The sequence below is a fragment of the Leptothoe sp. EHU-05/26/07-4 genome (genome assembly GCF_043421015.1).
Classification (GTDB): domain Bacteria; phylum Cyanobacteriota; class Cyanobacteriia; order Phormidesmidales; family Phormidesmidaceae; genus Leptothoe; species Leptothoe turfae.
The window spans coordinates 195811-219518 of sequence record NZ_JAXSQV010000004.1 but is presented as its reverse complement, the minus strand read 5'-3'; the positions used below and the strand labels follow the sequence as shown (position 1 = coordinate 219518).

The 23708-nt window shown below is 45.4% G+C and carries 21 protein-coding genes; 9 read left to right on the top strand and 12 right to left on the bottom strand.

Features of this window, described 5'->3' with window-relative positions:
* Positions 1 to 102: 102 nt before the first annotated feature.
* Positions 103 to 1228, bottom strand: a protein-coding gene (prfB, locus tag U2F10_RS14055) for a peptide chain release factor 2 (protein ID WP_163661541.1) whose coding sequence is annotated in 2 segments (ribosomal slippage) — positions 103 to 1152 and positions 1154 to 1228 — 1125 coding nt in all. Because the reading frame shifts where the segments join, the coding sequence is not laid out codon by codon here.
* A gap of 91 nt (positions 1229 to 1319) precedes the next feature.
* On the opposite strand from prfB, the gene U2F10_RS14050 reads away from it, so the two are divergent.
* The gene (locus U2F10_RS14050; RefSeq protein ID WP_163661543.1) at positions 1320 to 1961 is read left to right on the top strand and encodes a TenA family protein; all 642 of its coding nucleotides are present in this window, start codon (positions 1320 to 1322) and stop codon (positions 1959 to 1961) included.
* Here the strand turns inward: U2F10_RS14050 and U2F10_RS14045 are convergent.
* On the bottom strand, positions 1937 to 2488 hold the full coding sequence (locus tag U2F10_RS14045) for a 2'-5' RNA ligase family protein (RefSeq protein WP_499872467.1): 552 nt from the start codon (positions 2486 to 2488) through the stop codon (positions 1937 to 1939). The genes U2F10_RS14050 and U2F10_RS14045 overlap by 25 nt on opposite strands.
* Positions 2489 to 2568: 80 nt before the next feature.
* On the opposite strand from U2F10_RS14045, the gene U2F10_RS14040 reads away from it, so the two are divergent.
* Positions 2569 to 2835, top strand: a complete 267-nt coding sequence (locus tag U2F10_RS14040) for a YciI family protein (protein WP_163661547.1) — start codon at positions 2569 to 2571, stop codon at positions 2833 to 2835.
* Positions 2836 to 2899: 64 nt separating this feature from the next.
* Positions 2900 to 3385: an SsrA-binding protein SmpB gene (gene smpB, locus U2F10_RS14035; RefSeq protein WP_163661549.1), complete on the top strand. Its 486-nt coding sequence runs from the start codon at positions 2900 to 2902 to the stop codon at positions 3383 to 3385.
* On the opposite strand, the gene U2F10_RS14030 is transcribed toward smpB, so the two are convergent.
* From U2F10_RS14030 to tig, 6 genes are all read right to left on the bottom strand, one after another.
* A complete protein-coding gene (locus U2F10_RS14030) occupies positions 3382 to 4917 on the bottom strand; it encodes a peptide ligase PGM1-related protein (protein ID WP_499868721.1) in 1536 nt (511 codons plus the stop codon). The two genes, smpB and U2F10_RS14030, sit on opposite strands and share 4 nt — an antisense overlap.
* Before the next feature lie 203 nt (positions 4918 to 5120).
* Positions 5121 to 5906: an RNA polymerase sigma factor SigF gene (locus tag U2F10_RS14025; protein ID WP_006515817.1), complete on the bottom strand. Its 786-nt coding sequence runs from the start codon at positions 5904 to 5906 to the stop codon at positions 5121 to 5123.
* A gap of 564 nt (positions 5907 to 6470) precedes the next feature.
* The gene (locus tag U2F10_RS14020; RefSeq protein WP_499872466.1) at positions 6471 to 7301 is read right to left on the bottom strand and encodes an alpha/beta fold hydrolase; all 831 of its coding nucleotides are present in this window, start codon (positions 7299 to 7301) and stop codon (positions 6471 to 6473) included.
* Positions 7302 to 7377: 76 nt separating this feature from the next.
* Positions 7378 to 8724, bottom strand: coding sequence for an ATP-dependent protease ATP-binding subunit ClpX (clpX, locus tag U2F10_RS14015; protein ID WP_163661555.1), 1347 nt, complete (start codon positions 8722 to 8724; stop codon positions 7378 to 7380).
* A gap of 12 nt (positions 8725 to 8736) precedes the next feature.
* Positions 8737 to 9372, bottom strand: coding sequence for an ATP-dependent Clp endopeptidase proteolytic subunit ClpP (gene clpP, locus U2F10_RS14010; RefSeq protein WP_036018558.1), 636 nt, complete (start codon positions 9370 to 9372; stop codon positions 8737 to 8739).
* A gap of 350 nt (positions 9373 to 9722) precedes the next feature.
* Entirely contained in the window at positions 9723 to 11096 is a 1374-nt protein-coding gene (gene tig / locus U2F10_RS14005; RefSeq protein WP_163661557.1) for a trigger factor, read from the bottom strand.
* Between the two features lie 896 nt (positions 11097 to 11992).
* On the opposite strand from tig, the gene U2F10_RS14000 reads away from it, so the two are divergent.
* The 5 genes from U2F10_RS14000 to U2F10_RS13980 all read left to right on the top strand — a co-directional run bounded on the left by U2F10_RS14000 (position 11993) and on the right by U2F10_RS13980 (position 19480).
* The gene (locus U2F10_RS14000) at positions 11993 to 13027 is read left to right on the top strand and encodes an aspartate-semialdehyde dehydrogenase (RefSeq protein ID WP_163661559.1); all 1035 of its coding nucleotides are present in this window, start codon (positions 11993 to 11995) and stop codon (positions 13025 to 13027) included.
* 215 nt (positions 13028 to 13242) lie between these two features.
* A complete protein-coding gene (dapA, locus tag U2F10_RS13995; RefSeq protein WP_163661561.1) occupies positions 13243 to 14142 on the top strand; it encodes a 4-hydroxy-tetrahydrodipicolinate synthase in 900 nt (299 codons plus the stop codon).
* Between the two features lie 143 nt (positions 14143 to 14285).
* Positions 14286 to 16157, top strand: a complete 1872-nt coding sequence (locus U2F10_RS13990; RefSeq protein ID WP_499059329.1) for a ribonuclease J — start codon at positions 14286 to 14288, stop codon at positions 16155 to 16157.
* A gap of 672 nt (positions 16158 to 16829) precedes the next feature.
* A complete protein-coding gene (gene rne, locus U2F10_RS13985) occupies positions 16830 to 18890 on the top strand; it encodes a ribonuclease E (protein WP_163661802.1) in 2061 nt (686 codons plus the stop codon).
* A gap of 8 nt (positions 18891 to 18898) precedes the next feature.
* Positions 18899 to 19480: a ribonuclease HII gene (locus tag U2F10_RS13980; protein ID WP_499872463.1), complete on the top strand. Its 582-nt coding sequence runs from the start codon at positions 18899 to 18901 to the stop codon at positions 19478 to 19480.
* 40 nt (positions 19481 to 19520) lie between these two features.
* On the opposite strand, the gene U2F10_RS13975 is transcribed toward U2F10_RS13980, so the two are convergent.
* Positions 19521 to 20066 carry a DUF1997 domain-containing protein gene (locus tag U2F10_RS13975; protein ID WP_163661806.1) on the bottom strand — a complete coding sequence of 182 codons (546 nt, stop codon included), beginning with the start codon at positions 20064 to 20066 and terminating at the stop codon, positions 19521 to 19523.
* A 177-nt stretch (positions 20067 to 20243) separates the two neighbouring features.
* Here U2F10_RS13975 and pheA point away from each other — a divergent pair, with 177 nt between their 5' ends.
* Positions 20244 to 21092, top strand: a complete 849-nt coding sequence (gene pheA, locus U2F10_RS13970) for a prephenate dehydratase (protein ID WP_163661808.1) — start codon at positions 20244 to 20246, stop codon at positions 21090 to 21092.
* Positions 21093 to 21122: 30 nt separating this feature from the next.
* Here pheA and U2F10_RS13965 read toward each other — a convergent pair whose 3' ends face one another.
* From U2F10_RS13965 to tuf, 3 genes are all read right to left on the bottom strand, one after another.
* Positions 21123 to 21779 carry an LON peptidase substrate-binding domain-containing protein gene (locus tag U2F10_RS13965; protein ID WP_163661810.1) on the bottom strand — a complete coding sequence of 219 codons (657 nt, stop codon included), beginning with the start codon at positions 21777 to 21779 and terminating at the stop codon, positions 21123 to 21125.
* Positions 21780 to 22025: 246 nt separating this feature from the next.
* Positions 22026 to 22343, bottom strand: a complete 318-nt coding sequence (rpsJ, locus tag U2F10_RS13960) for a 30S ribosomal protein S10 (RefSeq protein ID WP_006515830.1) — start codon at positions 22341 to 22343, stop codon at positions 22026 to 22028.
* Positions 22344 to 22458: 115 nt separating this feature from the next.
* Positions 22459 to 23688 carry an elongation factor Tu gene (tuf, locus tag U2F10_RS13955; RefSeq protein ID WP_163661812.1) on the bottom strand — a complete coding sequence of 410 codons (1230 nt, stop codon included), beginning with the start codon at positions 23686 to 23688 and terminating at the stop codon, positions 22459 to 22461.
* Positions 23689 to 23708: the final 20 nt, after the last annotated feature.

The following is a 23708-nucleotide window of genomic DNA, read 5'->3' as shown; positions in this document are numbered from 1 at the left end:
ACAAACGCCTAGGCCATTAGGCTAAATATTGACGCAACAGGCTAGAACTAGAATTCTTTCAAACATTAAGTAATGTATCAGCTCTCACTATACCCCGGTCGACTACACGGTTGATTCTTGAGTAATTTGATTTTCTTGCTGAAGTAATGCCTGAATAAATAGATCAAGCTCGCCATTCATAACATCGTCAACTGCCGTAGTTTCAACATTTGTTCGTAGATCTTTCACCATTTGATAAGGGTGAAAGACGTAGTTACGAATTTGATTTCCCCAAGCGGCTTCTACCATGTCACCACGAATATCAGCAATCGCCTGGGCCTGCTGTTCTTGAGCAATGACTAACAGCTTCGCTTTTAGTAAAGCCATGGCTTTTTCACGGTTTTGCAGTTGCGATCGCTCCTGGGTACACCGCACAGACAGGCCTGTCGGCAGGTGAGTAATCCGCACAGCCGTTTCCACCTTATTCACGTTCTGACCACCTGCTCCCCCAGAACGGGATGTTTTAATTTCCAGGTCTTTATCGGGAATATCTAGCTCGATGGTGTCATCTAAAACCGGCATCACCTCAATGCCCGCAAAACTAGTCTGCCGCTTGCCGTTGGCGTTAAACGGAGAAATGCGCACCAGTCGGTGCGTCCCCTTTTCTGCCTTCAAATAGCCATAGGCATAGCGCCCATCAATTTCTAGGGTGGCCGATTTTAGCCCCGCTTCATCTCCTTTAGATTCTTCCACCAGCCTGATGTTGTAACCGTGCTGCTCACACCAGCGGGTATACATCCGTAGTAGCATTTCAGCCCAGTCCTGAGCGTCGGTCCCCCCTGCCCCAGCATTAATGGTAACGACAGCACTGTTCTTATCATAGGGACCCGAAAGCAGCTGTTGTAGCTCCCACTGGTCAAGGGCCTTGGCTAGATTTTGAGCTGTTTCTTGCGCTTCAGATAAAAGGGCTGGATCTGACTCTACTTCCAGTAATTCTGCAATGGTCTGAATATCATCAAGTTGAATATTCCAAGTATTGAGCTGTTCCAAATAAGACTTATATTCGTTCAGCGTTTGTAGTGTCTTCTGAGCTTGTTCTTGGTTATCCCAAAAGTCTGGTTGGGCAGCTACCTGCTCTAGGTCATCAATTTTTGCCTGAATAGCAGGCAGGTCAAAGATACTCCTGAGCTTTGCCCAGGCGATTAGTGAGCAGATCGCTTTCGCGTTTGAGGTCGGACAGGTCTAACATTAGGCAATGGGCTTAGACGATGAAAACCAATGGGGTCGTAGCCTATTAATTCTATAATGTCACCCGCAGTTCGACCGCTGATCCCTATCCTATGGTCCTTTCTTCCAAGCTTTGGCAAGACCACCTAGACCTGGCCAATGAAAGCCTTGCCCATCCATTTGTTCAAGGTATTGCAGACGGTACACTTCCCCAAAAGACCTTTGCCTACTATGTGGGTCAGGACGCATTCTTTCTAGAAGCCTTTGCCCGAGCTTATAGCATTGCAGCGGCCAAAGCTCCCACCTGGCAGAGCTTTAATGTATTTCATGATTTGGCGGCTGGGGTGTTATCAGAACTCAAGCTACACCAGAGCTATGCTCAAACTTGGCATGTAGACCTGACCCAGGTGAGCCCCGGAAAAGCTACACGGCAATATACGGATTTTTTATTGGCAACGGCCTGGGGTCAGTCTATTGGGGTCACAGCTGTCGCCATGTCGCCATGCATGCGTCTGTACGCCTATTTAGGTCAACAGCTCGCCCAGGGTGGCATTCCAGAGCATACCTATGGGGATTGGATTGCCACATATAGCAGCGACGAGTTTGAACCCTTAGCAGCTCAGCTAGAAGCCATTGTGGATGAATATGCAGCAGACAGTGCGTTGATTCGATCTACGTATCGCTATGCCATGGTCTGTGAGCGGGATTTTTTCCAGGCGGCATGGCGATATCAGAGTGAAGTTGAGAGTGAATAATTTTGATGAATTTGCCAACGGTGACCGTCATGACGCAGTAGCGTCAAGTGTTGGGCTATGAAGTCAAACGCTAATGTTTTTTGTTGAAATTTTGGCCAAGCTTGGTGAAATGCCGTTTTGGTGAGATCTCTAAAGGCAACGGTAATGTGGGGACAGAAGTTACGATAACGGCGATCGACAACACCATATCTAGTTTCCATAAATATGGCTAAATCTTTTTGTAGGCTCATTAAACCTGGAACATGAACGACATCCACGTAAATGACGTTGGGAGGAAAGGCTCCGAAATTACGCAGTGCGATCGCAACCTCCTCCCTTCCCACAGCAAACCTCTTCAATCCCTCAGTCAACTCATCCATATCCCGCTCTTTAGGCCACTCAAACGGAGCCTGCAACGTAATGTGAGGCGGTGAGTTAAATGCCTTACAAGAGTCATACTGTTGCTCAAAGTAGCCCTTAATCTCATTGACAGACGCTTGAATCTCCGATGGTGGCACCAGAGCAATGAAGAATCGCTGCGAATTCATAGGTTAGCCATTAATCTTTCTACAATGTATTTTGTAAGGCCTTAGTCTAAAACCAAGGCCACTATCTCCGAAGGTTGCTTATGGCCTGGTTTGTCAAAATTGAGCGTGGGATTGTCAATAAATCCACGTTTGACCAGTTTGTGCCTGCCCATGTTGACTACGTCAACGATTTAATTGCAAAAGGACACCAAGCCAAAACCGGGTATTGGGCTGAGCATGGCGGTGGCATGTTGCTTTTCCAAGCATCGTCTCTAGCCGAAGCCGAAGCCATTGTCAAAGCCGATCCGCTGATTGAAAATGGCTGCGTCGACTACGAACTTCATGAATGGTGTGTAGTGGTGGAATAGCCCGCTACAATAACAGACCCGAGGACTTCAGCATTTTTCATAGTTACCACAACGTTAGGTCAACATGGCGAAAACCAATAAAAAATCCCAGCCCAGTGACGGCTTCAAAGTCATGGCTGACAATCGCCAGGCCAGATTTACCTACGAAATCTTAGACAGCTATGAAGCGGGTATTGAATTAAAGGGCACTGAAGTCAAGTCTATCCGCGCTGGCAAGGTCAACCTGCGAGATGGCTATGCCCAGGTCAAAAACGGTGAAGTGTGGCTACTGAATGTCCATATTTCCCCCCACAACATGACTAACCAGGCGTATAACCACGAACCGCGCCGTCCACGTCGACTATTGCTGCACAAGGCTGAAATTCGTAAGTTGATTGGCAAAGTAGAAGAAAAGGGTCTAACTCTAGTCCCCTTAAAGCTCTATCTCAAAAAAGGACGCGTCAAGGTCAACATTGCCATTGGGCGTGGTAAAAAACTCCACGATAAGCGCGAGTCCTTGAAGCAAAAACAAGAAAAACGCGATATTGCCCGCATGATGAAAAATCGCTAGATCGTTTCTTTGTCTAGGGCAGCCACTACTTGCTCATAAATCTGCTCAGCTTCTTTGGGGGTATTTCCAATGCAGGTGAGGCCCAGCTTGCCATACTCCGAGAGGCAACCCATCAAGTGAAATGCAGCCCCAGTGCCAGCAATAGAATTAAAGTGCAACTGTTCAATCATGATGATATCCATCAGATCATTGGGCAACAGACCTTTGTACTGCTCCTTTTGTAAGTTATCAGACGCTCGATAGTATTTGGGTTGCCCCTGGGGAGTGTAAAACTGGCCATCCTCCAGGTTATAGCTGCCGTTGGTTAATAGCTGCAAAGCCATAAATGGGTGGGTAGTGCCCCCTTTACGCAAGTTAATTTCAATGGCATTTAAATCCCAAGTTTGATCCGCGTTCTGCACCGCAATAAAATCAACACTATACCTTTCAAGGGCTCCCTGTTTCGCCAGGCTTTCTCCGACGCGACGGCCCATTTCCTGCAATTCCAGCCGATAGGCTCCGTCTGCAGGAAAACGACAACCTAAAAAGATTTGGCCATCAGGGCCTCCTAAAATCTGGTCATGGGTGGATAGAATTTCGACTTCGCCAAAAGGGGTGATGTGACCTTGGACACTAGGAGAACGCTTAATGTCACCCTCAATGAACGCTTCTGCGATCGCACCTAGCTCTTCAATCTTGCGACTAAAGTGGTCCCAGGTTTCATGCACATACTGAAAACGCATATGTTTCAGGGCTTCGTGAATCTTGACAACCCTTTGGCTGTGAGATGCATGGCCTGGAGCAACATCTTGCAACTCATCCAACAACAGCAAAGCATTTCCTTCCCCTGAAAATCCCTCATTCAGCTTGATCACAATACGTTTCAAGGTTGGCTGTTGCTCCCATAAATCAGCTGTGGCCACAGCCAGATCTTTGACACAATATGTAAGCTGACTACCTTGCGGATGGGGTACACCACAGACACCAAAAATTTCACGACTCCCAGCCTTAGTACCCAAATCCAACAGCGCTGGAGATAACGCCATTAGTGGAATATTCAATGTCAGCGCCAACTGCTGTTCCCAAGACGTAGAGTTAAAACAAACCATGTAGGCTTCCTCGGGAGAAAGACAATGGCGAATACGCTCCACCAAGCGTGGACGTTTCAAAATCTTTTCAGTCAAGGGCCGTTGTGACCCATCATAGGTAGAAAATAAATTCAGCCGGCTCTGAGCATGGGAGCTAGGAATACCTGGTAATAGCTCCAAATAGTAATCGACAATGCTAGGATGCAGCGGCTGCGAAGTGACATAGATCAGAGACGTATTAGGATTCCGCAGGTGCAGGAGTGAAAACAGCAGTCTCTCTTCATAGTGATGCACACCTTCCACCTTTCTCAATTCCTCTTGATCAAGGCTAAGGGAAGGCACCACCAAAATTTGCCTGGGAGCACGGTCAAAGCAATCTACAGGTTGCCAGCATGTCGTCAATTGAGCCTGGAGCTGACGAAATTTGAAATCATCTTTAATTTCAGAGTTGGCTAACTTAAATATCACGACTGCTCCTTAACCAACACAACTGGCTACTGAATCTGATTAACACCCCAACCATAGACTTACTATTTTCTTAATACAAAAGTAGCGGTGTGAAACAACCCTTCACACCGCTACTTTTTATCTATATCAAAACCGGATCCAAGAGAGGCAAAATTTTTGACACTCTTACAGGTTTAAACAACCTAAACGCAACCCAAACCCTAGGGATCTGTCTGCAATGTCTGGGGTTGCAAATAATTAATCATTTGATCAACTCCCCGTTGAATGCGACGAGTCACTGTCATCGGACTCACACCAATGCGTTCAGCCACCTCTTTACGGGAAAGTCCCTTAAAAAAGACAAATTCAATAGCTGAGCGGGTTTTATCCTCTAACTGACTGAGCGCCCGCTGCACTTGCTGACGATCTTCTTCTAGCGCTTGCAGAAGCTGATAATGCATATCCGGCAGGGTATCTCCCAGAGTAATTGTTGAATCAGTTTGATGACAAACAGTAGCGTCTAAACTCAGTGGCATACGATTCTTATTAGCCATTTTCACCTGACGCCACTCTTTAACCGAAATACAAAGGGCTTGAGCCATTTCATGATCAGACGGCTGGCGACCATATTGTCGAAGTAGATCAGCTTGTAGCTTCTGACTAGCCTTTTGCAAATCTTGCCAACGACGAGGAATTTTAACCGTAGATCCGCGATCCCTCAGAAAGTGAAGCATCTCACCTCGAATATAGGGAACCGCAAAAGAACTAAACGCACACCCTTGACTTGGATCAAACCGTTCAATTGCTCGAATCAAACCAAGATAGCCAATCTGCTCAAGGTCTTCATAAGGTTCAGCACACTGATGACTTACACGGTGCGCTATTTTTCGCACTAAACCTGCATTTAAGCGAACTAAATCATTACGCAACTTAATTGATGGCTGTTGTTTATATGCCATCAGCATCTCCATCCCGCGAGATCGAAGCGATGAGGTTTGAGTAGCCATAGTGTACTAAATATCCTGTGTTAGGGCGTTAAATCGTGATTTAAGTACATTGTCGGGATGTTGACTTAAGCCCACCATCGTTGGATTACGGGACTCGGACTATAAATTTCCCGAGAGACTCCGTATATTCACTCTGGCTGTTTAAAGTATTACTTCGAGATAGATATCCCCAACACACCCAGTAGAGTGCACTGATGATATCTAAGTCAGTAGATACTCTTAGGAATTATTTATTCATCAAAAATTATCGCCATGTAATTTTTCTTGCCTGATCGCAGCGACATTAATGCACTACAGCCAAACTTTAGACTTATACATATAGTTCTTGGAAAGAACCTAGAACGTTACCTAATCGCTACCTGAAATAATTAACTTTAGAAACTATGTGAGATATAAGCATCATAGACATTCATATATGCCTGTATTCAGCATTCCCATCAAGCTTTGTGTATGTAACTTTTTCTTTAAAAGAAATAATGAATTTAGACCATCCTCGTTACTCACTGAAATTTTGTTGCTCAAAGTTTTGAAGCACACTACAAATTTTTCAGCAGTATCTAGCCATTAATCAAGAAATGCTTTGACCACCGACAAATAGGTTGAAGCATCCTCCAACATGGGAAAATGAGCAGTACCCGGCACTTCTACATACTTAATATGCTTGCTCAAGAACGCCGCCTGACGCCCGAGCTGAGCAGGGGTAATCTTGTCATATTCCCCAGATATCATCAGCGTGGGTACGCTAATAGCTGAAAAGGCCCGAGGCATTGTTTCTGTAGCATGCTTACTGACAGAGGCCTTTAAGGTACCTAAGGCAGTTGCCATATCAGCTTGCAAAAAATCGTTAAGAAATATTTTTTTGTCAGGATAAGAAATATTTTTTTTCAGAAATCGTGCCATAAACATCTGAGGTGCAAAAGGAATATTCGCTAACCATGATGGGCGAAACATCACGACGTAGCTACCAAACCGATGAAAAGCTTGAAAGGCAAGCTCATCATATTCAAAAGTCCCATTGCACGTAAGAATTGCCTTATTCACGCGTTGAGAAAAACGAGTAAGAAAGTAAAGTGCTACTGAAGCCCCCATAGAGTGAGCATTTATAAAGACACGTTCCAGCTCCAAAGCTGTTAATAAACAATTAAGATCATCTGCAAAACTTTCCAGAGTTCCTAAATCAACTGTTGTCTTGACTGCAGCTGCGGATCTACCAAATCCACGCAGATCATATAGCAAACAGTCAAAATCATATTTCATTGCCTGAGCTGTACTTTCCCAATAACGGGCAGATCCTCCCCAGCCATGCAAAAACACTAGAGTTGGGCGACTTCCGGGTGAACCATCGCAAATCCATTCATAGTAATGGTTGACCCCATTAAGCTTTATATAAGCCATATAACCCTCAACACTCAGCTTTATACAGAGTGACATTCAGGCAGACATAAGTCAGGTATTCTCTGGTTTTAATTAATTAAGCAGATTCTGGTTTAGGTAATGAAGAGGGATGCATAAGCAACTCTGCGGTAGAGCGTTTTTCAACCATTTCTCGGGTAATTTGAAAACGCTTCATATCCTTCCTTGAAGGCAGCTCATACATCACATCCAGCATAATTTCTTCAATAATGCTACGCAGTGCTCGTGCACCGGTCTTACGCCGATACCCCTCTTGGGCAATCGCACGAATAGCGTCCGGCTTAAACTCCAAGCTCACATTGTCCATAAGCATGAGCTTCTGAAATTGTTTGACAAGGGCATTTTTAGGCTCTGTCAAAATTGCCATCAATGCTTCTTCATCAAGTGGATTAAGTACGGATATGGCTGGAATTCGGCCAATAAATTCAGGAATCATCCCAAATTTAACAATATCGTCAGCTTCTAAATTTTTGAGGACATCAGCAGCTCTCTTATCACGATTGAACTGTGTTTGAGGTTCTCCTGACCCTTGTACAAAGCCCATAGACTTTTTGCCAATACGCTGCTCAATAATTTTCTCTAAACCAACAAACGCACCACCACAGATAAATAGGATATTACTTGTATCAATCTGAATACAATCTTGGTAGGGATGTTTCCGTCCCCCTTGAGGTGGCACATTGGCAACAGTTCCCTCCAGCATCTTCAAAAGTGCCTGCTGCACACCTTCACCAGACACATCCCTTGTTATTGATGGATTTTCACTTTTACGAGCAATCTTATCAATCTCATCGATATAGATAATGCCGCGCTGAGCTTCTTCTACATCTAAATCTGCGACCTGTAATAACCGCAGCAAAATATTTTCAACATCCTCACCTACGTATCCCGCTTCGGTAAGCGTAGTTGCATCAGCTACAGCAAAGGGAACATCCAAAATTTTTGCTAATGTCTGAGCCAACAAAGTCTTACCTGAACCAGTAGGTCCAATCAAGAGAATATTAGACTTTTGCAGCTCGACATTCTCTTCACCAGGCCCACCCCCCGACTGCACATAACTTAGTCGCTTGTAGTGGTTATAAACTGCAACAGAAAGGACCTTTTTAGCCTCGTGCTGACCAATAACATGCTCATCCAAATAAGCTTTGATATCACGAGGCTTAGGAATTTGGTTTAGGGAAATATGTGACGGCGACTTTCGACTACGCTCAGGTTGCTGCTCTCGTCGAGGTGTCGGAGGAGTCACTGCAGAACTGGAGTCAAACAGTTCCTCATCTAAAATTTCATTACAAAGATCAACGCACTCGTCACAGATATACACACCTGGACCTGCTATTAACTTGCGCACCTGTTCCTGAGACTTCCCGCAAAAGGAACATTTGAGATGGGAGTCATATTTAGACATATCAGCCCTAACCTAGTGCGTTGACATCAAATCGGCGGTTGTATCGCGAGAAATCACGGTATCAATTAAGCCATAGTCAGCAGCCTCAGCAGCAGACATAAAGAAATCACGTTCAGTATCTTCTGCGATTCTGTCCAAAGGCTGCCCAGTGTGACCAGCCAATAGCTCATTTAACCGCTGCTTCAAGTACAAAATTTCCCGAGCCTGAATTTCAATATCAACTGCTTGGCCCTGAGCACCGCCCAGGGGCTGATGAATCATTATGCGGGAACTTGGCAAGGCCATGCGTTTCCCTTTAGCCCCACCAGAAAGCAAAAACGCCCCCATACTAGCAGCTAATCCAAAACAGATGGTCACCACATCCGGACGAATCTGCTGCATAGTATCGTAGATAGCCATCCCTGCGGTAATCGATCCTCCAGGGGAATTGATATATATTTGGACGTCTTTCTCGGGATCTTCGGAATCCAAATATAGCAACTGAGCCACAATTGAATCAGCCAGCGTATCGTCTACACCACTGCCAAGAAATACGATGCGCTCCCTCAGCAGGCGTGAGTAAATATCAAACGCCCGTTCACCTCGACCAGATTGCTCAAGCACTACTGGAAGCATACTTTTTGCTCCGTCAGTGCCACTGGACAACATGTGCCCAGACAAATCTGGTACTGTTGTACTCTGGCAGAGATGAAACATTGATGAATACATATATTGATTAATAGGCTCCCTATACATTATGCCTTATCCCTCAGTTGAGATGTGTGTAGGGAAGGCCCCCATACTCTAGCGAAAACCGACCAATTTCAACAGCCACCTGGCAGGATTTTTTGCAATCCTTTAATTGATTCCAACATTATTGGCAATGCAATCCCTTTCTGGGTAGTAACGCCCGCACCCGGCAACCTTATTATCTCTAAAAGAATTTGATCGGCTTAAGCCATGAGTAAACTCTATGATTGAGAAGGCTAACCTCAATCAATGGTTCTTAAACCAGACGACTATTCTTCCTCCAAAGTAGCCGCTGTTTCAGTGTCAGCTTCTTCATTGGGAGCCAGAGTACCTTCAGGCACAAGCTCAACACTTGCGTTCTCTGAAAGCCAAGTCAAAATCTTTTCCTTAAGAAGATCCTCATTTACCACTTGCTTCAAACGATCTTGATCAATTTTTGTCGGATCGTCTACTTCAGACATCATTTCTTTCATGCGAGTAGTCACAGCATCCTCATCAACGCTGATGGATTCCTGCTTTGCAACTTCTCCCAAAGCAAGCGTGCGACGTAAACGTTCGGTTGCTTCAGGCTTTGCATTTTCACGCATATTTTCGACCAGCTCCTTGGTCAAAAATTTATTGATATCAATACCTTGATTAGACAGCTGCATCACTGTCTGGGTAACGATATGATCTACTTCCCGCTGCAATAAGGTTCTGGGAATTTCTACCTGTAGGTGAGTAACCAGCTCATCTAGAAGGGCTGTTTCTGTATTGGCCTTAGTCGCATCCTCCGCCTCTTTCTTAAAACGCTCTTCCAAGGACTGCTTTAATTCTGCCAGAGTTTCAAATTCACTGACCTCTTGCGCAAGATCATCATCAAGATCAGGGAGTTCGCGCTCCTTCAAGTCATTTAAGGTGATGCTGAAAACAGCAGGTTTACCAGCAAGATCCGCCTGAGGATATTCATCTGGGAATGAAACTTCGACATCTTTAGTTTGGCCCAACTCCATGCCAACAATGCCTTCAACAAATCCTGGAATAAAGCGGCCTTCTTTAATTTCAACCTGAAATTCGCTGGCAGAGCCTCCTTCAAATTCTTCAGGTTCTTTACCGTCTTCAACAATTTTGCCGACGAAATCAACTACAGCGACATCCCCTTCCTGCGCTGTTCGATCTTCGACAGGGACCAGGCTGGCTAGATTTTGCTGATAGCTCTCTAAAGTTTCAGTGATTCGATCCGCACTGTAAGCAATTTCCTCAGCTTTAACCGATAGACCTTGATATTTATCAAGTTCAGCCTGAGGAGGAACATCTACTGATGCGGAAATAGTTAAAACTTTACCTGGCTCAAATTGCTCAATTAAGGATTCGAAACCAGAGCGCAGTTGATAATTGCCTAATGCTTCAATTTTTTCTTGAGAAATCGCCTTATCAATAGCAGTTTGGACTAACTCTTCAAGAGCAGCAGCTTTGAGCCTATTTGCTCCCAACTGCTGTACCAGGATCTGACGAGGCACTTTGCCTTTACGAAACCCAGGGATATTAGCCGTCTTCATATACTTACGTAGCGTCTGCTCATAAGTCTGCTTAGAGATATCTGCAGGAACTTCTATTTCTAAGCCAACCTGGCTATCGGGCAGTTTTTCCTGGGTAACTTTCATTTCGGCTTTTTGTTCTTATTGATTGGGTTGCGCAGCAGGTTTTACCACAAACTGACTTTGTAAAGTTTTGCTCCATTAGAGGGACAGCACTTTTACATCTCAGTCGAGTGCTGTCTTGTGACTCAAGATGCAGCACCATCTTTATTTGGCTAAAGTATCGTGGCTGTGTGAAGAACACCTAAAAAATTCAACGCTCAAAGCATGAGCTGCGAGCGCAGTTAGCTATATTACCTGATTATTCCTATATCGAAGCGTTGACTCTTAGATGCCTTGTTAAGAAGTTTAGCCTTTTTGCTTAATTTCTTACCTGCCCACACCAGCAAGCCGCACTGAATATTAACTATTGGCCAACATTAAGGCAGGGCTAAATGGGTGTAGTATCATAGGCGAGTATTCATGATTGCTATTTGTAAAGCACCCAAGCTTTATTACATGGTGCCTTTAGCTTGGGTGCTTGTAGGCCGGTTGACTTCAACCGGATACAGCCATGGCAAATTGATTTGGGGACATGGGAGCAATTTGTAGGGAGAAGTAAGCTGAACCGCTAATTGTTTTAGGAGTACTAGTGTTTCCCTTTTGGACTGTGTTTGAGTTAGGCTCGAAAACTAACCCATTACTTTTACTGAGTAAGACACAAGGCTGAATAAGACACAAGGGATTATTTGGCAATCTGGCCATTCTAGAGATTCCTGTTTTAGCTTTGGTATCTTTGTATAAATGGAACTCTACTGTATGGTTCAGCGGTGGGCTTAGGGATCTGAAAAGAATTTAGAATTTATTTGTAGGCATTGTCTCGTTCGTTAAAAGTTAAATCAGGCTTATTTTCTGCTTATTTTCTATTTTAATGATTATTGTTTGTGTGCAAGTTTTATTAATAAATGAGGAGGTTAGATCTTTTGCCTGAAGCGTATCATGTAGCGATTATGGGGGCTACAGGTGCCGTTGGCACCGAACTGCTAGAGCTTTTGGAAGAGCGTAACTTCCCTGTTCAGGAGTTGACTCTTTTAGCTTCTCAGCGCTCGGCTGGGAAGGAGCTATTCTTTAAAGGGAAACCTATTAAGGTTAAAGCTATTAGCGATGTAGATTTTGCTGATATTGACCTAGTCCTTGCCTCTGCCGGGGGTTCTGTTTCTAAAGAATGGGCACCTAAAGCGGCTACAGCAGGTGCTGTTGTTATAGATAACTCTAGTGCGTTTCGCATGGACCCAGATGTCCCTCTTGTGGTACCTGAGGTGAATCCTGAATCTGCGCTCAATCACAAGGGAATCATCGCCAATCCCAATTGCACCACCATATTGATGAGTGTGGCCCTTTGGCCATTACATCAGCATCAACCGATGGAACGCATTGTAGTTGCAACTTATCAATCTGCCAGTGGAGCGGGAGCTCGGGCAATGGAAGAGGTTAAGCAGCAAGCTCAGGCAATATTACAGGGTGAAGAGCCTCCAACTGAGTCATTTCCATATCCACTGGCATTTAACTTGTTCCCTCATAATTCACCACTCAATGACCAGGGATACTGCCAAGAAGAAATGAAGATGGTGAATGAAACTCGTAAGATCTTTGGGGTTCCTGGTTTGCGTGTGAGTGCAACCTGCATAAGGGTCCCGGTTTTACGAGCTCATTCAGAAGCCATAAATATTGAATTCACACAGCCGCTCACAGTGAGTAAGGCATTAGACCTGTTGCAAACAGCACCTGGTGTAAAGGTAGTTGAAGATTGGCAGACTAATTATTTTCCAATGCCTATGGAAGCTAGCGGTCAGGATGATGTGTTAGTTGGTCGAGTTCGTCGTGATCTTTCTCATGATCATGGCTTAGAGCTTTGGCTCAGTGGTGATCAAATACGAAAGGGGGCAGCTCTCAATGCCGTTCAAATCGCTGAACTCTTAGTGGATAAGCAAGCTCTGAAACCAAAGGCCCTAGCCTAGAATAAGGCTGTCATCTGAATTGGTTGTTAGTCTTCGGAAAGTTAAAAGCTTTGTAGTCAAGCCTTATGGGGAGCTTGAGCAGGTAATAGTTTATAGATTCTGTAATAGGAGGTTCCAAACGGCCATGCCAATTGGCAGGGTTGTCAATTAATCCTTTGAAGATAGGATTTTATTAAGTTTTCTGTATGATGTGATGTAGTGAGGATAGATAGGACGTGACATATTTTGGGCGAGTACTCACGGCAATGATTACCCCTTTTGATCAGGCAGGAGCCGTCGATTATGAGTCTGCGCAGCGGCTAGCATCCCATCTGGTCAGTCACGGTACAGATACTATCGTTGTATGTGGTACCACAGGAGAATCTCCCACACTTACGTGGGAAGAGGAATACAAGCTTTTTCAAGTCATTAAAGCTGCTATCCAGGGTCACGGCAAAATTATTGCTGGCACTGGCTCGAATAGTACGACAGAGGCTATTGAAGCAACCAAAAAGGCAGCTGAGCTAGAGTTAGATGGGACACTTCAGGTAGTTCCGTACTATAACAAGCCTCCTCAGGCTGGATTACAGAAACACTTTAGTGCGATCGCAAACGCAGTCCCCGACTTACCTGTGATGCTTTACAACATCCCAGGACGCACCGGGCAAAATTTGGCAGCGTCTACCATTGCCAACTTGGCAAAAGTGCCAAATGTCGTCGCGGTCAAAGAAGCTAGTGGTGACTTAGACCAAGTAAGCGAAATTCGTCGGCTGACCGCATCTGATTTTGACATTTATTCCGGGGATGACTCCTTAACGCTACCCATGCTGTCAGTAGGAGCCACAGGTGTTGTCAGTGTTGCCAGCCACCTCGTGGGAGAATCTCTACAGCAAATGATTCAAGCCTATGAGCAGGGTCAAGTGGTGGCAGCGCGGGATATGCATCTTAAATTACTGCCCTTGTTTAAAGCCCTATTCGCAACCACCAATCCCATTTTGATTAAAGCTGCCATGCATCTTCAGGGATGGTCTGTAGGTACCTGCCGTTTACCTCTAGGTGAAGCTCCGGCTGAACTCAGCAATGAACTTAAAGGTTTAATGGCTGAATTAGATTTACTACCCGTAGCCGCTGCATAGACCTAGCACTGCTTCAAATATCTGAAAGCCACAAAACTCAACTTTTTAGATATCTATTCCCCTGTAGTTAACGCTTCAGACTTTACAGCACATCTTTACTAAACGTTTTCAGACAATTTTTTTGACCTTTCATTAAGGAACTCATGCGCCAACGATCTAGAACAAGCCAACGATCTAGAACTACTGCAAAAAGTAGCAACCAGTCTGATACTCCTAGAATTAAGGGCACTTCCCCTGTGCCATCTCCCAGTAATACCAAAACAATAGAGAAAGACACTCTTAAAATCATTCCCCTAGGCGGATTACATGAAATTGGTAAAAATACCTGTGTCTTTGAAATTAATGATGAAATCATCCTGGTAGATGCAGGCCTAGCATTTCCATCCGATGAAATGCATGGCGTGAATATCGTGCTGCCTGACGTTACCTACCTCAGGGAAAATCATCATAAAATTAAAGGCATGATTGTCACCCACGGTCATGAGGACCATATTGGTGGCATTGCCTTTCATCTGAAGCAGTTTGACATTCCCATTATCTACGGCCCACGGCTGGCTATGGCGCTGCTGGCTGACAAGCTAGAAGAAGCCGGGGTAGCTGATCGCACCGAATTACAAACAGTCCAACCCCGTGACACCGTTAGGCTAGGTCAATCCTTTGTAGTGGAATATATCCGTAATACCCACTCAATGGCCGACAGCTTTACAGTAGCCATTCGCACACCAGCAGGCACTGTTATTCATACAGGTGATTTTAAGATCGACCATACTCCTGTAGATGGTGAATATTTTGATTTCGCCCGATTAGCTGCCTATGGAGAAGAAGGTATTCTGTGCTTAATCAGCGACTCTACAAACGCTGAGGTTCCAGGTCATACCCCTTCTGAACGGTCAGTATTTCCAAACCTAGATCGTGCCTTTAGTGAAGCCAAAGGTCGTCTCATGGTGACGACCTTTGCGTCCTCAGTGCACCGAGTCAACATGCTACTAGAGCTCGCACAAAAGCATAAGCGCTCGGTGTTCGTGGTCGGACGGTCCATGCTCAATGTGATAGCTCATGCCCGCAGCTTGGGTTATATCAAGTGTCCAGACAATTTATTTAAGCCCTTAAACGCCCTGAATGGCTGCCCTGATGAACAGGCAATGATTCTGACAACAGGCTCCCAGGGAGAGCCTATGGCCGCACTTACGCGTATTTCTAATGGTTCCCACCGCCAAATCAGGGTACGTAGCGGAGATACGATTATCTTTTCAGCCAACCCTATCCCTGGCAATACCATAGCAGTCGTCAATACTATTGATAGACTGATGGCTCAGGGTGCTAATGTTATTTACGGCAAGAGACGAGGACTACATGTATCTGGCCATGGTGCTCAAGAAGACCAAAAGTTGATGCTGGCCCTGACTCGCCCGAAATACTTCTTACCTGTCCATGGTGAGCATCGTATGCTAGTTAAGCATGCGGCTACTGCTCAAAGCATGGGGATACCTGCAGAGAACATGGTCGTCATCCAAAACGGCGATATCGTGGCTGTTGATAAAAAGCAAGGTATCCGGATTGCTGGCAAAGTTTCTTCAGGTATTGAATTAGTGGACTCATCCCGCAATGGAATTGTCGGACGGACAGTATTGAAGGAACGTCAGCAGCTAGCAGAAGACGGCATCATTACGATATCGACTACTGTAGACAGTAATGGCAAGTTATTGACCCCTCCTGCAGTACATCTACGCGGTGTGGTTACCAAGCACTCACAGGCCGATTGGGATGCCAAAGTTTACCAAGTAGTCACGGCTGGACTACGGGGTCGTTGGAACGAAGTCATTGATACCTCTGGGAATCAGCGGGTTATTCGATGGGATGGATTACGTTCACGCTTAGAGGAGGAGGTTCGTCATTTTGTCCGGCGTGAGCTCCCCAAACGTTACCCCTTAATTGTTTTCCTCATGCAGCCCATTGATACGACAACGCCTTTGGAACCAGCACAGCCAATAAAAAAACGAGTTGTCGCTGTTTAGTATTAGCTATCTAGTATTAGTAGCAACGTAACTCCAAGTCTTTGAGGTGGATGGCAATATCCACCTCAAAGACTTATTTTTATGGGCTTTAGATATAGCTTGGCGCACATAGTTCACAACATCAGTCATGACTGGAAGCTATGAATAGCAAAAGCTTGACACTCAGCAAACAGCTGAACGCATTCAGCTGTTTGCTATAAATCTGCATAACGGCAACTATATTTTCTCTGAAAAAATTTAAATAAAAAGTCCAAAATCCTGGCCATATGGGCAGGCTCAAGCTATAATCCATTGCAACTGAAGCTGTCATAGGATAACTACAGAGCTTGTTAGCTGCAGCTCAACCAACGGCGAGTACTGACCAGTTCCGCTTCTGTCAGAACACTTGCGATTGCAACGTACCAGCGACGCTTACGGTCTGTCTGAGGCCCCAGTACTCTAATCGGATTTATCTAAACGTTACTTCTAGCTGCTAAGCAGTGAAGTTTTTGGATTCCTGCGGTTTGCTCTGTAGCCTGCCCATGGCCTCACCAGAGCCCGGTTGACTTTAACTGAGGTGCCAGAGGGTTTAGGTTAGGGCGGCTGTCTTAGATTTGAAGGATTAATCGTTGAGCTTACGTAAGCCGACCCCGGTGAATATGGGTTGGCTACATGGGTTTTTGAGGAAATTGGATGCCTAAGCAGATCATTATTGCGGAGCAGCATCGTACTGCCGCCGTTTTTTCGGAAGATCAAATTCAAGAGTTAATTGTGGCTACCGGTAGCCACCAAGTTGGAGATATCTATGTAGGTACGGTTGAAAACGTACTGTCAGGCATTGATGCCGCTTTCATTAATATTGGTGATAGTGAGCGCAATGGCTTTATGCATGTGTCCGACCTTGGGCCACTAAAACTAAAGAGAGCTCCGGGGCCTATTACTGAGTTAGTTGCACCTAAGCAGAAAGTGCTGGTGCAAATTATGAAGGAGCCTACAGGAAATAAAGGTCCTCGACTGACTGGGAAAATCACTCTCCCAGGACGATATCTGGTGTTAATGCCCTATGGCAGAGGGGTTAACCTATCTAGACGAATTCGTAATGAGGCTGAGCGCCATAGGCTACGGGCTTTAGGTATCTTGACAAAGCCACCAGGTATGGGGCTACTGGTACGTACTGAAGCTGAGGGCGTATCTGAAGAAGCTATTATTGAAGATTTGGAAGCGTTGCAAAAACGCTGGGAGATGATTCAGCAAGAAGCCATGGCCACCAGACCACCAGCCTTGCTGAATCGGGACGATGATTTTATTCAGCGGGTTTTACGGGATGTTTACAATGCAGACGTCAATCGCATTGTAACTGACTCAGATATCGGTATGCAGCGGGTGAAACAACACCTATCAAGCTGGAGTGATGGTCGCTTACCAGCTGGAGTATTGGTCGATCATCACCGAACTGAGTCTCCGCCGATTCTAGAATACTTCCGCGTTAATGCAGCAATTCGTGAAGCGTTAAAGCCACGAGTCGATCTGCCATCTGGTGGATATATCATTATTGAGCCCACTGAAGCTTTAACCGTCATTGACGTTAACTCTGGATCATTTACTCGATCAGCAACTGCACGGGAAACCGTTCTTTGGACTAATTGTGAAGCGGCTGTGGAAATTGCCCGACAGCTACGTCTGCGGAATGTGGCAGGCGTTATTGTGATCGATTTTATCGACATGGAATCCCGGCGTGATCAAATGCAAGTCCTAGAGCATTTTGGTAAGGCACTACAGGCTGATAAGGCCCGTCCTCAAATTTCCCAGCTATCTGAACTAGGACTGGTAGAGCTGACTCGAAAACGTCAAGGCCAGAATATTTACGAGTTATTTAGCTGCCCTTGTACCGCCTGTGGTGGACTGGGTCATCTTGCTCAGTTACCGGGCGAAGCTCCTGTAGAAGTGCAACAATCAGCAGTAGCGAGTCGTGTTGTACCGATGCCAAGTGTTCGTATGGCACGCCAAGAACGTTCGGATAGCTTGGAGCCCGAGCAAAATCTGAAGTCTCTCGATTTGGTCAATCATCCTGACTATCACGATAAAGGTAACGGTCGCAGCAGCCGCCGCCGCCGTCGTCGTGGCAATGATAGCCCCAGCAGCACTCGCAGCGGTCGGTCAATCACAACTCCACCTAAATTAGTCAATAACGGCAGCAACGTCAGCTCTATTGTTGGTTCTGCTCCTATTTTGGCCACTAATGGAGACAGTTCCCGAGACGAGCTATCGACAACAGAGACAACCTCAACTCGTGGTAAACGTTCTCGTGGACGTGGACGTAAACCCGAAGTGCCCCCTCAGGTGGTAACCGTCGCCCTGACCCCTAATGAACAAAGAATCTATGCAGAAATGGGGATTTCTCCTTTGGTGTTAAGCCAGGAGGAAATCCAAGATACAAAAAACGTAGTGGTATCTGTCGTACTTCCTGGAGAGACTTCTACATCAGTGGATTCCAGTCAACTTCAGCCTGAACACTTTGATACTATGCTGGTTAAGAGTTTAGGGTCTGAGGAGACTCAAACTGATATGACTAGCGTGTCTGCTGAGGTTACTGATTCAATCAGTACAGATGCTCCGCTAAGTACACCAGACCAGTCTGATGTTGTCCCTGAGGATATTACTGAAGCTTCTCAAAATTCACCAGAATCAGAAGAACCTGAAACACCTCCCACTCGTCGCCGTCGCCGTCGCCGCTCGTCTGCCACGGTGGGCTAGGGTTCCACATGGCAACGGCTGGTGTAGATGAGGTTGGGCGTGGAGCTCTTTTTGGTCCTGTAGTGGCTGCGGCCGTTATACTACGGCCTGATTTGGAATTATGGCTGCAGGAGCAAGGGGTAACAGATAGTAAGGCCCTCACGCCCAAAAAACGTCAACACCTAGTGCCTAGGATTCAATCAGCTTCTGTGGATAGTCAAATTGGCTGGGTTTCAGTTCACCGCATTGATCAGATAAATATCCTACAGGCCTCATTGCAAGCCATGCGGCAAGCAATTGGGCAATTATCACCTCAACCAACACAATGCCTGGTGGATGGGAACCAGATGATTCCCGAACTAAGGATAGAACAAAAAACAGTGGTTAAAGGAGACCAATCAGTGGTTGCGATCGCAGCTGCTAGTATCATTGCCAAGGTTTGGCGAGATACACTGATCATCCGCTTATCACACCGTTATCCAGGATACGATCTTGCATCTAATAAAGGTTATGGCAGCCCTAAACATCTAGCTGGTTTACAAAAACTAGGGCCTACGCGATACCATCGCCGCTCTTTCAAAAGTTGCCAACAACTATCACTACTAGAGTGACTAATATGCGCTCTAGCTCAAGTTAGGGGATTAAGTGCGGTTATCGTAGCTGATGAGACGACGCCAGTACACCTGTAGACCACCCGCGGTATTCATGGATTAAACGCCGCTGCAACCGCTGTTTAATCGTACTTAAAATACTATTAGCAATAGTATTTCCCGTCGACTCTAGCAAAGGTTTTGGAGTCAACTGGAAGGCAGCAGGTAAATCAATGCTGATATCTAGCTCAGCATTGCCCGAAACACCAGAATTATCTGGACGTGCGGCCAGCCAGCCTTGCAGTTTGAACGAAAACCTTCGATTGAGTGCAGCTTGCTGTCGGAGCCGACAGGAGTCTGAATAAATCACTACTTCACCAGCATCATTGGGATAAATCTGAACATCTGCCACGGGTTCCAACGTCAGCATCAAAAATTTGATGGAGCGCATACTAAATTGGAAAGTATGACGTCCCAAGACTTTAATTTGGCTAGGATCTGCAAGGGCATACACCAATCGATCAGTATTTCTTAAATACTGATCGATTGGCACAGGAGCTGGGGATATAGCGATTTCTACAGACTGCGACGCACGCAAATGAACCATTAGCCAATTTCACCCCAAGGTCGCATCGTACAAATAAAATGTCCGTAGCATGAACAGCATCGCAGGCCATCACCCCTTGCCGTCATACCCCTCAACAATCATTTTGCTTAAAAGTTATTAAGCTAACTCTAACACCTTTATTTCAGCGGTCGCTGACGCCCTCTATATATTTTCTAGATGACTTCTATTGCGCACTTAGGACCAGCAGGGAGCTACTCTGAATTGGCGGCTACTAACTATGCACATTGGCTCAAGACACACCGTAATGAGGTACCGCCGACCCTAAAGCCCTACAGTACCATTTCTAAAGCTATTCAAGCCGCTGCAGCTGGTGAAACTGATACCGCTGTAGTTCCCATTGAAAATTCTATTGGTGGAAGTGTACGCGATACCCTAGACATGTTATGGGAATTAGACAGTTTAAAGATTCAAAATAACCTGGTAATTCCTATTCACCACGCTCTATTGTCTCAGGCCACAAGTCTAGACTTGATTAAAACAGTCTATTCTCATCCGCAGGCCCTGACTCAATGCCAAAAATGGCTTGCCACTAATGTGCCAAATGCTCTACAGATAGCAACAAGTTCAACAACTGAAGCTTTGCCTAAACTATCTGAAAATAAGACGTTTGCAGCAATCTCTCCCCTATGGGCAGCTAAGCTATATAACATCCCAACATTAGCAGATCCCATTAATGACACCCCCGATAATGCAACCCGATTTTGGGTTCTAGGTCAGAACCTGATAAACCATGGCAGTCACACATCCCTAGCATTTAGACTGCCAGACAATACCCCAGGCGCTCTACTTAAACCACTCCAGCTATTTGCCACTCAAGGAATCAACATGAGTCGTATCGAATCACGTCCTACCAAGCTAGCTTTAGGAGACTACCGATTTTTTATTGATATTGAAGCTAGCTTGGATGATCCAAACACCCAAGCAGCTTTACAACTACTCAAAAACTGCACTAAAAGCTTAAAAGTTTTTGGTAGCTACAAAGAAATTAAAGCCCAAATTTTATGAGTAAATTAATACCTATACCGACATCAAAGCTTACGAAGGACTATCCTCAGGAAGCACATCTTTCAAGGCAGTACGAGCAGCTAGATGATTACGCGTAGACGTTAAGATATCAGCCTCACGCTCCAAACGTTGAGCTGTATTCTGCATTTCTAGGAGTTGTTGTTGCTCTCTGGCTACACCATGTAGCGTACTGGCAATCCAGTAGGACAAATCTAAGGGCAATTCCGGTACACTCTCAGGAAACTCAATCTCTTGACTTGTAAGCTTGGATGAAAGATGAACAACATCTCGAAGCAGTTGATCTACCTCAGATGCTAACGGTGATAAATCTTTATCCGCAGCTTCATCCTCAACCCACTCAACCAGACCTACTCGATAAGGTTTTTCACGAACATAATCTAAAACACGGAACCTCTGATGCCCCATGGTTAATATTTTCATTCGATCATCAGGCAGACGCTGAAAGTGAATCACCTCAGCACAGCAACCAACTTTCGAAATTTCACCACTATCAGGATCAATCATCAATACACCAAAACGACGATCCGACTGTAGGATCGTATTCATCATGATGCGATAGCGAAACTCAAATATATGGAGAGGTAAATGCCTACCAGGAAAGAGAACCAACTCAGGCAATGGGAACAAGGGTAGCTCTCGGACAGCGACTGATGAAGCAGAATCCATTATGGCAGGTAGGAGATACTTTGCAGCAAACACCCCATAGGACAACCAAATAATGGCATGTCTACCAGATGCAGCATGCTTATTCTAACCTATCCACCCATTTCAAACAGCCCTAGACACAGGATATGGAGAAGTAATACCTGAGCATCTCAAAAACTCATGCCCAGGCATATACTCTTAGATCCACCATCAAGTTATTACACAAAAACCAGCGCAATAACTAACTACAGAACTAATATTAGAAGACTAAAGCTTAACTTCAATATCTACACCAGCAGGTAAATCCAACTTCATCAAAGCATCAATGGTCTTTGAAGTTGGCTGATATATATCAATAATGCGTCGATGGGTGCGGGTTTCAAAGTGCTCGCGCGAATCTTTATTTACGTGGGGAGAGCGGAGTACACAATAAATTTTGCGCTTAGTAGGTAAAGGGATTGGACCAATCGCTGTTGCATTAGTGCGGTTTGCCGTGTCTACAATCTTTTCGCACGAAGTGTCCAGGAGACGACGATCGAAAGCTTTTAAACGAATGCGAATTTTTTGCTGCTGAATAGTAGCCATTACGACTAAAGTATCCTTTAATTATCAAGGTTCACAGGCCTTACGACCAAGGGAACGAAGAAGGCATTGAGAATGCCCTCTTCGTATTAATCTAAAACAGATTACTCAGTAATAATTACTCAGTGATCTTAGAAACTACGCCGGCACCAACAGTACGTCCACCCTCACGAATAGCGAAACGCATACCTTCTTCAACCGCTACAGGGTTAATTAGCTCCACGTTCATCTTGATGCGGTCACCAGGCATAACCATTTCAGCAGCACTGCCATCGTCAGCAGTGAAGCTAGCAATAGAACCAGTTACATCAGTGGTACGCACGTAGAACTGAGGCTTATAACCGGGGAAGAAGGGAGTATGACGGCCACCCTCTTCCTTATTTAGAACGTAAACCTCAGCCTCAAACTTAGTGTGAGGAGTGATACTGCCAGGCTTCGCTAACACCATACCGCGTAGAATGTCTTCTTTTTGAATACCACGCAATAAAACACCAACGTTGTCACCAGCCATACCTTCATCTAAGGTCTTCTGGAACATCTCAACGCCTGTAACTGTGCTCTGAGTAGTGTCACGGATACCAACAATCTCAATTGTTTCACCGACTTTAACCTTACCACGCTCGATTCGGCCAGTAGCTACAGTACCACGACCAGTAATAGAGAAAACGTCCTCAACAGCCATCAAGAAAGGCTTGTCAACATCACGCTCGGGAGCAGGAATGTATTCATCCACCTGATTCATCAGGTCATGAATTTTATCTACCCATTCATCCTCGCCCTTGCCAATACTACTATTCGCCTGCAATGCCTCAACAGCCTTCAACGCAGAGCCTGCAACGATAGGAATATCATCACCAGGGAAATCATAGGAACTGAGCAACTCACGAACTTCTAGCTCAACCAGCTCAAGTAGTTCCTCATCATCTACCTGGTCTTGCTTATTTAAGAAAACGACGATGTGAGGTACGCCAACCTGCTTGGAAAGCAGAATATGCTCACGGGTCTGAGGCATAGGGCCATCAGCTGCAGAGCAAACCAAGATAGCACCATCCATCTGGGCTGCACCTGTAATCATATTTTTCACATAGTCTGCGTGTCCGGGGCAGTCTACGTGGGCATAGTGACGGTTTTCGGTTTCGTACTCTACGTGAGCAGTATTGATCGTAATACCCCGCGCCTTTTCCTCAGGAGCAGCATCAATATCCTCGTAGTTACGAGCTTTAGCACTACCAGCTGCTGCCAAGGTCATAGTGATCGCAGCTGTCAGCGTGGTTTTACCGTGGTCAACGTGGCCAATGGTGCCGATGTTAACGTGGGGTTTGCTTCTTTCAAACTTTTCGCGTGCCATGTATTTTACTGTGTCCCTAA